Genomic DNA, 12762 nt, shown 5'->3' on the forward strand with positions numbered 1-12762 from the left:
GCCGCGGTTTCCCTCTCTGTGAGAGGGGTCCGCGGCGCGGCCGTCAATCGACGGGTGTTTGTGGGGCGGGGGTGTTAGAACTCCCCGACCCACGCATCCTGAGCCTTCTTGAGGCCGTCATCGACCGACTCGTCTCCCTGCAGAATCGCCTGCAGCTGCTCGTCGAAGAGACGCATCAGCTGCTCGGCCACGGGCAGTCCGACGAACTCGTTGGCGGGCTTTCCCTTGGAGTAGATGTCGAAGGCCTGCTTGAACAGCGGGTCGCTCGACGAGAAGTCGGGCACGCTCTTCGTGTTACCGGGGAACGCATTCGCGAGAGTCGACAGCTCGGAGTTCGTCTTCTCGTTCATCAGGAACTGCACGAGCTTCCACGACTCTGCCGGGTGCTTGCTGCTGGCAGACACGCCCACGCCCCACGAGGCGTAGGGAATGCCACGTTCACCCGTGAACCCGTCTTCGGCGGGAATGGCGGAGATGCTGAACTTGAGGTCGGGGTTCGACTTGCGGATCAGATCGATGTGCGACAGCGAGTCGATCATCATGCCGACCCGGCCGTTGGTGAACTCCTCGACCTTGTCTTGTTCTTTCATCGTGGCCGAGCCGGGTGCGATGACACCCGCGTCATTCAGGCTCTTGATGTACTTCACGGCGCCCGTGACGTCGTCGTTGGTCACGTCGGGCTTGCCGTCTTTCAGCATGGTTCCACCCGACGACCAGACCCACGACATCACGTCGTTCTGGATGCCGTTGGGCGCCTCGGATGAGAGCGGCAGGACCCATCCGCTCGTGTTGTCGCCGAGCGCGGTCACGGCCTTGGCGGCCGTCTCGAATTCGGTTCGGGTCGACGGGGGCGCGGTGACCCCTGCCTTCGCGAGCAGATCGTCGTTCGTGAAGAGCGGGTAGACGAAGTTGACCACGGGGATCATCTGGGTCTTGCCGTCGACCTTGATCGTCGAGGCGAGCTCACTGTCGTCGTACTTGGCGTCTTTCATCAGAGTGCTGAGGTCGGCGAGTGCGCCCTGCTTGGCGAAGTCGCTGACCCACGCGCCGTCGAGGCCGACGACGTCGGACATCGTGCCGGCCGCCGCTCCAGCGAAGAGTTGCTCCTTCGTAGAGGCGTAGGGGCCGCTGAGCAGCTTGACCTTGATGCCGGGGTTCTCACTCTCGAAGGTGTCCATCAGGGTGCGCAACGCGCCGTCGGGCAGCTCCGGCTCCCACCACTGAGCGAGTTCGATGGTGACGTCTCCGCCTGAGCTCGAGGCGTCGCTTCCGGCGCCGGACGAGCAGCCGGTGATGAGGGTGAGGGCCGCGGCGGCAGCCACGGCAGTGGTGACGCCTCTTCTAAAACGAGCTTCTTTGCTCATGTCTCTCCTATGAGATGCGGGATCGTGCTGTTGAGTGCGCTTTTGTGCGCCTTATCGTTGTGACAGTAGTCGCTTGCCTCGTTTAACGCAAGTAACCGCATCACAGTGCGCACTTATGCGTTTTTCGAGCTGCTACTGGAGAGAATGTCTCGCCGCTGGGCAAGAGGTTGCAGCTTTCTGCAGTGTTCTGCTAGAAATCAGACGTGGCTGACTCTTCCTTTTCCTCAGACGGCGACGACCAGCCCCTTCGGTTGCCGGCCGGACGCAAAGCGGATCTCGCCGCATATGTCACGGAGGTAGGCGAGGTCACCGTGTCTGCGCTGGCCGCTCGGTTCGGCGTTTCGGCCGATACCATCCGACGAGATCTCGATCAGCTCGACGCCGACGGGTTTCTGGTGCGAACGCACGGCGGCGCGGTGAGTATCGCGGTGATGCCGTCCACCGAGAAGAAGCTCGATGTGCGCCTCCGCTTGCAGCGGTCGGCCAAGGAGAAGATCGGCGCGCTCGCGGCGGGTCTCGTCGAGAACGGTTCGGTCGTCATGATCAATGCCGGTACCACGACGCTCGCCGTCGTGCGGCATCTCGAAGATCATCGCGAGTTGACGATCGCCACGAACAATCTGCGTATTCCGACCGAGATCTCGCCCAAGATCTGCCGCGACCTCTACGTGTTCGGCGGAGCCGTGAGACTGAGTGGACAGGCCACGATCGGTCCGATCGGGTTCCAGTTCTCGGATTCGGGAAACGACCTCGATCTGCACTCCGACCTCGCCCTCATCTCGGTCGGCGCGGTGTCTGCCGAGAGCGGATTCTCGACCAGCAATCTCGCCGAAGCGATGATGATGAGCGAGATGATCTCGCGCGCGACGAGGGTCGCCATTCTGGCCGACTCCACCAAGTTCGACCGTCGCCTCTTCGCTCAGGTGGCCGATCTCGCCAGCGCCGACTACCTGGTCACCGATGTCGCCCCGCCCGCAGACCTCGGGCACGCGCTCCGCGAGAACGGTGTCAAGGTTCTTCTGCCGCCGAACCCTTCGGGCGCAGAATAGGTCCATGAGCAGCTTCAACGATCAGATCATCGAGGAGTTCCGCGCCAACGGCGGCTACGTCGAGACGGCCGGGTTCGGAGACAAGCTCATCCTTCTGCACACGCGGGGTGCGCGCACCGGTGAGGAGCGGGTAGTGCCCACCATGGCGCTGCGCGACGAAGACTCCTGGCTCATCTACGCGTCGAAGGCCGGTGCGCCCGAGCATCCGGCCTGGTACTTCAATCTGCTCGAGCACCCGGACATCACGATCGAGACCCCGCACGGCGTGGTCGAGGTGACGGCTCATGAGCTGCACGGCGAGGAGCGCGATGCTGCCTGGAGCCAGGTCGTGGCCGTCTCACCTGGCTTCGGCGACTACGCGGTCAAGGCCGCGCCGCGCGTCATCCCGGTGCTCAGACTGACGCCGCGGTAACGCTCGCGTTCTCCGCGCTCATGTGACAGCCCGCGGCCGGGCTGGCACACTCGAGGCATGAGATTGAGCTCCCGACCTGCGCGTCGCATCCGATCGGGTGGCCTTGTCATCGCTGCCGGCGTGACCGTTCTCGTTCTGCTGGGCGGCTGCGCGGCGTCCGAGGCCCCGGCTGCGCCGCAGACGACGTCGGCGCCCGTGACCTCGACGCCGCCGACGGTGCCGAACGATCCCACTCCCGCCTTCGCAGAGCTCGAGCAGGAGTTCGACGCTCGCCTCGGCGTGTACGCGCTCGATCCCGACAGCCGGGCGGAGGTCGCCTACCGGGCCGACGAGAGGTTCGCGTATGCCTCGACGTTCAAGGCTCTCGCGGTAGGGATTCTGCTGAAGACGGTGCCTGATGACCAGCTCGATCAGCTCGTCACGTACGACGCGAGCGAGCTGCTTCCGAACTCGCCCGTCACCGAGGCGAACGTCGACAGCGGCATGACGCTGCGCGCTGTGGCCGAGGCCGCCGTGCGATTCAGTGACAACACCGCGGGCAACATCGTGCTCGAGAAGCTGGGCGGGCCGGAGGGGTTCACCCAGGCTCTGCGCGAGCTCGGCGACACCACCACCAGCTCGGATCGCATCGAGACGGATCTCAACAGCGCGATCCCGGGTGACACCCGCGACACGACCACGCCGCGTGCGTTCGCGCTCGACCTCGCGACGCTGCTCACCACCGACGCGTTGGGTGCCGCGCAGCAGGCGCAGCTCATCGATTGGATGACCGGCAACGCCACCGGCGCCGAGCTGATAGCGGCGGGTCTGGATGCCGGATGGTCGGTCGCCGACAAGTCGGGCGCCGGTGCATACGGCACGCGAAACGACATCGCGCTTCTGTGGCCTCCGAGTGGATCGCCGATCGTGCTCGTCGTCATGTCGAACCGCCCCGCAGAAGACGCCGATTACGACAACGCGCTCATCGCACGCGCCGCGGAGGCCGCCCTGGCGGGCCTCGGCTACTGAGCGACGGCTACGTGACCGGCTCGCCCTGCCAGGTCTCCACGTGCCATCCGGCGGCGGGGCTGCCGGTGAGTGCGACGATGCCCGTGTTCTCCAGGCCGTGCGTCGAGGTGAACTCCGGGCCGAGGTTGTCGGCCCTGCCGGCCACCCACACGCGGATCGCGGCGTCGTGGTCGACAACGGCGACCGTGTCGCCATCCGGATTCTCGCCCCCTTGGTGAGCCTGCCAGATCTCGGCGATGCCGCGGTCGAAGCGCTCGAAGAAGTGGTCGCCGCTGAATCCGCCGGGAACGGCGGCAGAGAAGTCGCCCTGAGCCCAGACCTGCATCGGCAGTGCATAGGCCGACATCGCCTCGTGATCGCCGCGGTCTTCGAGGTCGCCCGCTTCGATCTCGTGGATGCCCTCGATCACCGTCACGGGCAGGCCCGTCTGCCGTGCCAGGGGCTCGGCCGTGAGTTGGGTTCGGCGAAGAGTGGATGCGTAGAGGCCGTCGATAGGCACGTCGCGCAGGGCATCGGCGAGGGTGTCGGCCTGCTCTCGACCGCGCGCGGTGAGATCGGGGCCGGGCTGCGTCGTCGACAGGATGCCCGATTCGTTCGCAGTGGACTCAGCGTGCCGAATCAGGAGGATTCGAATCGAGGCGTTCTCTACTGAATTCCATGTGCGCGACATAGACTCAGCCTAGCGATGCCCCTCGTTTCGGGGCACACGATCAAAGGAGATCCGCATGGCATCAAACAGAGCAGTCGCATACAAAGGACCGGGCGAAGTCGAGGTCATCGACATCGACTACCCCGTCTTCGAGCTGAAAGACGGGCCAGGGGTCAACCCCGCGAATGTCGGCCGCAAGGTGCCGCACGGAGCGATCATCAGAACGATCGCAACGAACATCTGCGGCTCGGATCAGCACATGGTGCGAGGTCGCACAACTGCGCCGGTGAACCTGGTTCTCGGCCACGAGATCACCGGTGAGGTGGTCGAAGTCGGCCCCGGCGTCGAGTTCATCAAGGTCGGCGACATCGTGAGTGTTCCCTTCAACATCGCCTGCGGCCGCTGCCGTAACTGCAAGGAGCGCAAGACGGGCATCTGCCTCAATGTGAACCCCGACCGGCCGGGCAGCGCCTACGGCTATGTCGACATGGGTGGCTGGGTTGGCGGTCAGGCCGAGTTCGTTTTGGTTCCGTATGCCGACTGGAACCTGCTGAAGTTCCCCGACCGCGATCAGGCGCTCGAGAAGATCATGGATCTGACGATGCTGTCCGACATCTTCCCGACCGGATTCCACGGAGCGGTCACGGCCGGCGTCGGCGTCGGATCTACCGTGTACGTCGCGGGTGCCGGCCCCGTCGGTCTCGCTGCGGCCACGAGTGCGCTGCTTCTCGGGGCTGCGGCCGTCATCGTCGGCGACTTCAACGACGATCGCCTGGCGCAGGCGCGCAGCTTCGGATGCGAGACCGTCAATCTGGGTGCCGGCGAGCTCGTCGACCAGATCGAGCAGATCCTCGGAGTTCCCGAGGTCGACTGCGGTGTCGACGCCGTGGGCTTCGAGGCCAGGGGTCACGGCGGCGGTGAGGCGCCCGCGACGGTGCTGAACTCGCTGATGGATGTGACCGCGGCGGGAGGCGCTCTGGGTATTCCGGGACTCTACGTCACGGGTGACCCGGGCGGAGTCGACGAGGCGGCGCAGAAGGGCTCGCTGTCGCTCAGTTTGGGTACCGGATGGGCCAAGTCGCTGTCGTTCACCACGGGGCAGTGCCCGGTGATGAAGTACAACTACGGCCTGATGCAGGCGATTCTGCACGACCGCGTGCACATCGCCAAGAACGTGAACGCCAAGGCGATCTCGCTCGACGACGCACCCCGCGGCTACGCGGAGTTCGACGCCGGAGCGGCCACGAAGTACGTTCTCAACCCGAACGGCTACCTCGACGCGGCGTAGCTCCGTGCGCTGATCGAGTAGTCGCGCGAGGAACGAGCCGACGTATCGAGATCACCGCCGTCGGTGGTCTCGATACGCTCGTTCCTCGCTACTCGACCAGCGCGCCCCGATGATGGGAATAGTTTCCGGAGGACCTACGTTCTCACTCACATATATGCAAACGCATAGAAAAGTTTAGGAGTGAGTGAACATGCAGTTCGGAATCTTCAGCGTCGGCGATGTCACGACAGACCCGACCACGGGGTACACGCCCAGCGACACTGAGCGCACCAAGGCCATGATCGCGATCGCCGAGCACGCCGACCAGGCTGGTCTCGACGTCTTCGCGGCCGGCGAGCACCACAACCCGCCCTTCGTCACGTCGTCGCCCACGACGATGCTCGGCTACCTCGCCGGCACCACCAAGAACATCGTGCTCTCCACGGCGACCACGCTCATCACCACGAACGACCCGGTGAAGATCGCCGAGGACTACGCGATGCTGCAGGTCATCAGTGACGGCCGCATGGACCTCATGATGGGCCGTGGCAACACCGGACCGGTGTACCCCTGGTTCGGCAAGGACATCCGCAAGGGTCTCGAGCTCGCCACAGAGAACTACGCCCTGCTGCGCCGTCTCTGGGAGGAGGAGGTCGTGGACTGGGCCGGAAACTTCCGCACCCCTCTGCAGGGCTTCACCGCGACCCCGCGGCCCCTCGATGGAGTTGCTCCGTTCGTCTGGCACGGATCGATCCGCAGCCCCCAGATCGCCGAACAGGCCGCGTACTACGGCGACGGCTTCTTCCACAACAACATCTTCTGGCCCATCGAGCACACCGAGCAGATGGTGAAGCTCTACCGCAGCCGCTACGAGAACTATGGTCACGGCCGCGCCGATCAGGCGATCGTCGGACTCGGCGGGCAGTTCTTCGCCCGCAAGAACTCGCAGGCCGCGAAGGATGAGTTCCGCCCATACTTCGACAACGCGCCCGTCTACGGACACGGCCCGTCGATGGAGGACTTCACCGCGCAGACCCCCCTGACCGTGGGGTCGCCGCAGGAGGTCATCGACCGCTACGCCGCCATGCGCGATCACGTGGGCGACTACCAGCGCCAGCTGTTCCTCATCGACCACGCGGGTCTGCCGCTGAAGACGGTGCTCGAGCAGATCGACATCCTCGCCGAGGAGATCGTTCCTGCGCTGCGCAAGGAGAACGAGTCGAAGCGTCCCGAGGGCGTTCCGAGCAACCCGCCCAGCCACGCTGAGCGCGTCGCCGCTGCCCGCGCGAAGGGTGCTGTCGCATCCACCCACGTGGCCGGCGAAGACGAGTGGACCGGGCTCACCGCTGAGGGTGGCACCAAGCCCCTCGCGAAGGCGGGCGCGGCCTTCGGCCTGTAAGCCGACCGGGGTCTCGATACGGTCGCTGAGCGACCTACTCGACCAGCGCAACTGGTTGCGCTGGTCGAGTAGCGCTCGCGACGAAGGAGCAGCGCGTATCGAGGCCTACTCGGCCAGCGCGGGGGCTGCCGCCGGCACCAGGCGCACCACGACCGCCTTCGATACCGGGGTGTTGCTCTCGTCGGTCACCGAATCGAGCGGCACCAGCACATTGGCCTCGGGGTAGTACGCCGCGGCGCATCCTCTGGCGCTCGGATACGACACCACCCGATACGAGCGCAGAACCCGCTCGATGCCGTCGTTCCACTCGCTGAACACGTCGACGCTCTGCCCGTCTTCGAGGCCGAGTTCGTCGAGGTCGAGCGGGTTCACGAACACCACGCTGCGGCCCTTCTTGATGCCGCGATATCTGTCGTTGAGGCTGTAGATCGTGGTGTTGTACTGGTCGTGGGCACGCAGGGTCTGCAGCAGCAGCGTGCCCTCGGGTCGCACGACCGGCTCGAGATGGTTCACCGTGATCATCGCCCGGCCGGTGAGCGTGTTGAACGTGCGGCTGTCGCGGGGGCCGTTCGGCAGAACGAAGCCGTCGATGTTGCGGATGCGCTCGTTGAAGTTCTCGAAGCCGGGAACGACGTTGGCGATGTGGTCGCGGATCAGATCGTAGTTCGCCTCGAAGCCCGCCCAGTCGATGGGAGAGTCCTCTCCCAGAACCGCACGTGCAAGCCGGCTGACGATCGCCACTTCAGACAGCACGTGGTTCGAGATCGGCTCGACCTTGCCGTTCGAGGCGTGCACGGCGCAGACGGTGTCTTCTACGCTCACGAACTGCAGGCCGGATGCCTGCCGGTCGAGCTCTGTTCGCCCCTTAGTGGGCAGAATGAGCGCCTCCTCGCCGATCACCGCGTGCGAGCGGTTGAGCTTGGTCGACACCTGCACGGTGAGCCGCGTTCCGCGCATCGCGGCCTCTGCGACCTGGCTATCTGAGATGGCGGCCACGAGGTTGCCACCCATCGCGAACCAGACCTTGATCTCGCCTCGAGCCATCGCCTTCATGGCGTTCACCGAGTCGAGGCCGTGCTTGCGGGGCGGGTCGAAGCCGAACTCCGCCTGCAGTGCGTCCATGAACGCATCCGGCATCTTCTCCCAGATGCCCATGGTGCGGTCACCCTGCACGTTGCTGTGACCCCGGATGGGCGACGCCCCCGCACCCGGCTTGCCCATGTTGCCGCGAAGCAGCAGCAGGTTCACGATCTCCTTGATCGTGCCCACGGCTTTCTTCTGCTGTGTGATGCCCATGGCCCACGTGATGATCACGCGGTCGGCGGTGATGTAGCGCTCGGCCAGCTCGTCGATCTCGGATGCCGTGAGCCCGGTCGCCTCGAGAACCTCCGCCTCGTCTAGACGATCGATGTGCGCCACAAACTCCTCGAGCCCGGAGCAGTGCTCGGCCAGGAATTCGTGGTCCAGAACCGTTCCCGGGGCCGTGCGTTCGGCATCCAGAACCCGCTTCGAGAGGGCCTGCATCAGCGCCATGTCGCCGCCGAGTCTGATGTGCACGAACTGGTCGGCGATCTTCGTGCCGTGGCCCACGATGCCGCGCGGGCGCTGCGGATTCTTGTAGCGCATGAGCCCGGCCTCGGGCAGCGGGTTGATGGCCACGATCTTGGCGCCCTTGCGCTTGGCGTCTTCGAGGGCGGTGAGCATGCGGGGGTGGTTCGTGCCCGGGTTCTGCCCCATCACGATGATCAGGTCGGTGTCTTCGAAGTCGTCGTAGGCGATCGTCGACTTGCCCACGCCGAGGGTCTCGCCCATGGCGGTTCCGGTGGACTCGTGGCACATGTTCGAGCAGTCGGGCAGGTTGTTGGTTCCGAAAGCCCGCACGAAAAGCTGATAGGCGAAGGCCGTCTCGTTGGCGGTGCGGCCGCTCGTATAGAACGCCGCTTCGTCGGGGGAGTCCAGTTCATTGAGCCGTTCCGCGATGATCGCGAAGGCCTTCTCCCAGCTCACCGGCTCGTAGTGGTTCTTTCCCGCGGGCTTGTAGACGGGCTCGACCAGGCGCCCCTGCATTCCAAGCCAGTGCTCGCTGCGGGTGAGCAGGTCGTCGATGGAGTGCTGACCCCAGAAACTGCGCGGAACCGCGATCGGAGTCGCCTCCCACGTGACCGCCTTGGCGCCGTTCTCGCAGAACTCGGCGGCCTTGCGCCTGTCGGGGTCGGGCCAGGCGCAACTCGGGCAGTCGTAGCCGTCTTTCTGATTGAGACCGAGCATCAGCTTCGCGGTGCGGGCCACACCCATGCCCTCGATCGCCGGAACCATCGAGTGCACGATGCCGGGAACGCCAACGGCCCAGGTCTCGCGCTCGCCTACCTCGAGCTGGCTGTCGTCCTCGCGGGGCGGGATGGTGGTCATGCGACACCGATGCTTTCACTAGGGGCGGTCTCAAGAGGTGGCAGATCAGACTCAAGCACGCGCTCTGCGCCGGAGTAGATGACCATGGAGTCGCCGCGCAGAAAGCCGACCAGCGTGATGCCGAGCTCGCTCGCGAGTTCCGCTGCCAGCGACGACGGCGCCGATACCGCGGCGAGCATCGGGATGCCGGCCACCGATGCCTTCTGCATGAGCTCGAAGCTCGCCCGGCCGGAGACCATCAGAACGGTTCCCCGCAGCGGAAGCAGGTTCTCGCGGGTCGCCCAGCCGATGACCTTGTCGACGGCATTGTGTCGCCCCACGTCTTCGCGAAGCACGAGCAGCTCACCCGTGGTGCCGTCGAACAGCGCTGCCGCGTGCAGTCCACCGGTCTTGTCGAACACGTCCTGCTGCTCGCGAAGCCGATCGGGGAATGTCGTGAGCAACGCGGCCTCGATGCGGAGGGCATCCGATTCGGCTGTGTAGGCCGAGGTCGTGCGCACGGCGTCGATCGATGCTTTGCCGCACAGTCCGCACGAACTCGTGGTGAAGAAGTTGCGCTGCAGGCTCGGATCGGGTGCCGCGACACCCGGCGCGAGCGTCACGTCGAGAACGTTGTAGGTGTTGAGGCCCTCGTCGGTGGCGCCCGCGCAGTACCGTGCCGCGGCGAAGTGCTCTCCGCTCGAGATCACGCCTTCAGAGACGAGAAAGCCCGCGGCCAGGTCGATGTCGTTGCCCGGGGTTCGCATGGTGATCGCCAGAGATTGGCCGCCCACCCTGATCTCGAGCGGCTCCTCGGCTGCGAGCACGTCTTCACGCACCCTCTTGCTGCCCCCGACGGTGAGGCGGGTAACACGGCGACGTACGGTGATTCTGCCCATACAGCAGGCTTATCACCGATTTCGCGCTGCCGACAGGGCTGGCCGAGGCCTGGCAGAGGATCGCCGGACCGATGCCCGGTCGTAGGCTGGCTGCATGCTGCTCGACGCGATCGTGCTCGCGGGCGGAAAGTCCTCCCGTCTCTCCGGTGTGCCCAAGGCGACGCTGACGTGGCGCGGCTCGACGCTGCTGCAGAACACGATCGATGCCGTTCTCGATGCCGGCGCGCGTCGGGTCGCCGTCGTCGGTCCCGGTCCCGATGTCGGTCCCGGTGCCGCGGGCCCGGATGCGCGGGGTCCGGGTTCGCAGGTCCTGTTCGCGCGCGAGGATCCGCCGTTCGGAGGGCCGGCGTCTGCCGTAGCAGCGGGCATGCGTGCGCTCCAGGATCTCGATAATTCAGCGGGCCACCTCGTACTCGTGCTCGCCTGCGATATGCCTCGGGTCGCTGCTGCCGTGGCACAGCTCGTCGACGCCGCGCCACTGCTCAGCCGCGACGGCCTGGTCCTGCTCGACGCAGCGGGCATGCGGCAGCCGCTCGCCGCGGTCTATGGCCGCTCGGCGTTGGCCGACGCCGTCGACGGCCTGCGCGCATCCTCACGTCTCGACGGCGCGTCGATGCGCTCGCTGATCTCGGTGCTCGACCTGGTCGAGCTGCCCGACGGCCGAGAGTCGACCCGCGACGTCGACACCTGGGAGGACGCCTCCGCTTTTGGAATCGAGCGGCCAGACGACACGCTGCCCACCTCAGAGACGCTGCCCACGTCAAACACACTGCCCACACGAGAAGGAGTCGATCATGAGTGACGACGCGACCGTCAAGCCCGCGAGATCAGCCGAGGAGAAGGCCGAGATGCTCGAGGTGCTCGAACGCTGGACCGCCTCGCTGTCTGCTGAACTCGACCTCGCCGGACTCGATGTCGACATCGACAGAGTGTTGGCACTCGCCGGCGCTGCTGCGCATGCTGTGCTGCGCCCGGCCGCTCCCCTCACCACGTATCTGGTGGGCTATGCGGCGGGACGGGCGGCGGCACTCGACGGGGCCGGTGACGCCGAGGCCACCGATCGGGCGTTTGAGGCGGCCTCGCGGCTCGCGCGGCGTCACACGACATGAGCGCCGCGTCGGGGATGCCTCGACTGTCGTGGGAGCAGGCGCGTGAGTCGGCGTATGCCGCTGCCGGCGTTCTGCCCACGACACGGGTCGAGCTCTCCGCGGCGGTCGGGCGGGTGCTGGCCGAGCCGGTGGTCGCCCTCTGCGAGGTTCCGCACTACGCCTCGTCGGCGATGGATGGCTGGGCTGTTCGCGGGCCGGGTCCCTGGGTGCTTCGGGCGGCCGCTCGCGACGCTCCTGCTCTCGAAGCGGGCGAGGCGCGAGCCATCGTGACGGGCGGGCTCATTCCCGAGGGTGCCGACGCCGTGCTGCGCAGCGAGGTGGGTGATGTCGTCTCCGGGGGTTCAGATGCCACAGGGCGTCGTCTGCTTCGCTCGAGCGTCACACCCTGGATCGGCCAGCACATCCGACCGCGAGGCGAGGAGTTCGGCCGCGGCGAGGTGGGCATCGACGCGGGTGCTCGGCTGAATCCGGCGCACATCGCCGTGGCCGCTGCCTGCGGCGTCGACGAGGTCGCCGTTCGGGCCCGGGCGCGGGTGTCTCTTGTGTTCACGGGTGACGAAGTGGTGACCCACGGCATCCCCGCACCGGGAACGGTGCGCGACAGTTTCGGGCCCCAGCTGCCCGCGTTCGTCGAACTGCTCGGGGCAGAGGTCGCGGGGCAGACGAGAATCGGCGACGACCACGGTGCGCTCGTGCGCGCACTGTCGACCGAGGCATCGGCACACGACGTGATCATCACCACCGGGGGAACGGGTGACTCCTCTGCCGATCATCTGCGCGGTGCGCTCGACCGACTCGGTGCGCACGTACTGATCGATGGCGTCGCAATGCGGCCGGGAGGGCCGAGCATCATGGCGCGCCTCGATGACGGGCGGCTGCTGATCGGGCTACCGGGAAATCCGCTCGCCGCCATGATGGGCCTTCTCACCCTGGCTGCGCCGGTGCTGGCAGCGCTCGCGGACACCGGGCTGCCCGAGCTTTCGCGCGTGCGTCTGGGCGCACCGGTTGCCGCGGGGCGTGGCGAGACCAGGCTCATTCCCTTCCGCCTGGTCGGCAGCCAGGCCGAGCCGAGTACCTACACGGGTTCGGCGATGCTGCGCGGCCTGGCCGATGCATCCGGGGTGCTGGTCTGCGTGAACAGCGGCTCAGCGGTCGGCGACGAGGTCGAGTTCGTTCCGCTTCCCTGGGTGCGATAGGAACGGCCTGAGCCGGCCGTCT

General features: G+C 66.3%; 12 protein-coding genes. 8 read left to right on the forward strand and 4 right to left on the reverse strand.

Annotation, left to right across the window (positions count from 1 at the left end):
- Positions 1–74 precede the first annotated feature (74 nt).
- Positions 75–1364 (reverse strand): ABC transporter substrate-binding protein, encoded by a 1290-nt coding sequence (locus B9Y86_RS06260; protein ID WP_085484143.1) that lies wholly within the window; start codon positions 1362–1364, stop codon positions 75–77.
- Positions 1365–1567: 203 nt separating this feature from the next.
- Between B9Y86_RS06260 and B9Y86_RS06265 the strand changes: the two genes are divergently transcribed.
- The 3 genes from B9Y86_RS06265 to bla are packed head-to-tail and all read left to right on the forward strand — an operon-like array spanning position 1568 to position 3833.
- Complete coding sequence (locus tag B9Y86_RS06265; RefSeq protein ID WP_085484145.1) at positions 1568–2413, forward strand: DeoR/GlpR family DNA-binding transcription regulator; 846 nt, start codon at positions 1568–1570, stop codon at positions 2411–2413.
- 4 nt (positions 2414–2417) lie between these two features.
- Positions 2418–2825 carry a nitroreductase/quinone reductase family protein gene (locus tag B9Y86_RS06270; protein ID WP_085484147.1) on the forward strand — a complete coding sequence of 136 codons (408 nt, stop codon included), beginning with the start codon at positions 2418–2420 and terminating at the stop codon, positions 2823–2825.
- A 57-nt stretch (positions 2826–2882) separates the two neighbouring features.
- Positions 2883–3833, forward strand: coding sequence for a class A beta-lactamase (gene bla / locus B9Y86_RS06275; protein WP_085484149.1), 951 nt, complete (start codon positions 2883–2885; stop codon positions 3831–3833).
- A 7-nt stretch (positions 3834–3840) separates the two neighbouring features.
- On the opposite strand, the gene B9Y86_RS06280 is transcribed toward bla, so the two are convergent.
- Positions 3841–4503 (reverse strand): histidine phosphatase family protein, encoded by a 663-nt coding sequence (locus tag B9Y86_RS06280; RefSeq protein ID WP_244894661.1) that lies wholly within the window; start codon positions 4501–4503, stop codon positions 3841–3843.
- Positions 4504–4558: 55 nt separating this feature from the next.
- Here B9Y86_RS06280 and fdhA point away from each other — a divergent pair, with 55 nt between their 5' ends.
- A complete protein-coding gene (gene fdhA / locus B9Y86_RS06285) occupies positions 4559–5770 on the forward strand; it encodes a formaldehyde dehydrogenase, glutathione-independent (RefSeq protein WP_085484151.1) in 1212 nt (403 codons plus the stop codon).
- Positions 5771–5960: 190 nt separating this feature from the next.
- Complete coding sequence (locus tag B9Y86_RS06290; protein WP_085485262.1) at positions 5961–7148, forward strand: LLM class flavin-dependent oxidoreductase; 1188 nt, start codon at positions 5961–5963, stop codon at positions 7146–7148.
- 105 nt (positions 7149–7253) lie between these two features.
- Here B9Y86_RS06290 and B9Y86_RS06295 read toward each other — a convergent pair whose 3' ends face one another.
- Together B9Y86_RS06295 and fdhD are read right to left on the reverse strand one after the other, a co-directional pair.
- Positions 7254–9557 (reverse strand): FdhF/YdeP family oxidoreductase, encoded by a 2304-nt coding sequence (locus B9Y86_RS06295; RefSeq protein ID WP_085484153.1) that lies wholly within the window; start codon positions 9555–9557, stop codon positions 7254–7256.
- A complete protein-coding gene (fdhD, locus tag B9Y86_RS06300; protein WP_085484155.1) occupies positions 9554–10435 on the reverse strand; it encodes a formate dehydrogenase accessory sulfurtransferase FdhD in 882 nt (293 codons plus the stop codon). Before fdhD ends, B9Y86_RS06295 begins: the two co-directional genes overlap by 4 nt.
- A 94-nt stretch (positions 10436–10529) precedes the next feature.
- Here fdhD and mobA point away from each other — a divergent pair, with 94 nt between their 5' ends.
- Genes mobA through B9Y86_RS06315 form a run of 3 tightly spaced genes read left to right on the forward strand, consistent with a single transcriptional unit; the run spans position 10530 to position 12740 of the window.
- On the forward strand, positions 10530–11237 hold the full coding sequence (gene mobA, locus B9Y86_RS06305; RefSeq protein ID WP_085484157.1) for a molybdenum cofactor guanylyltransferase: 708 nt from the start codon (positions 10530–10532) through the stop codon (positions 11235–11237).
- A complete protein-coding gene (locus B9Y86_RS06310) occupies positions 11230–11544 on the forward strand; it encodes a DUF6457 domain-containing protein (RefSeq protein WP_244894662.1) in 315 nt (104 codons plus the stop codon). The genes mobA and B9Y86_RS06310 overlap by 8 nt, the downstream gene beginning before the upstream one ends.
- On the forward strand, positions 11541–12740 hold the full coding sequence (locus tag B9Y86_RS06315) for a molybdopterin molybdotransferase MoeA (RefSeq protein WP_085484159.1): 1200 nt from the start codon (positions 11541–11543) through the stop codon (positions 12738–12740). Before B9Y86_RS06310 ends, B9Y86_RS06315 begins: the two co-directional genes overlap by 4 nt.
- Positions 12741–12762 lie beyond the last annotated feature (22 nt).

It is taken from the genome of Agreia pratensis (assembly GCF_900177685.1).
Classification (GTDB): Bacteria; Actinomycetota; Actinomycetes; order Actinomycetales; family Microbacteriaceae; genus Agreia; species Agreia pratensis.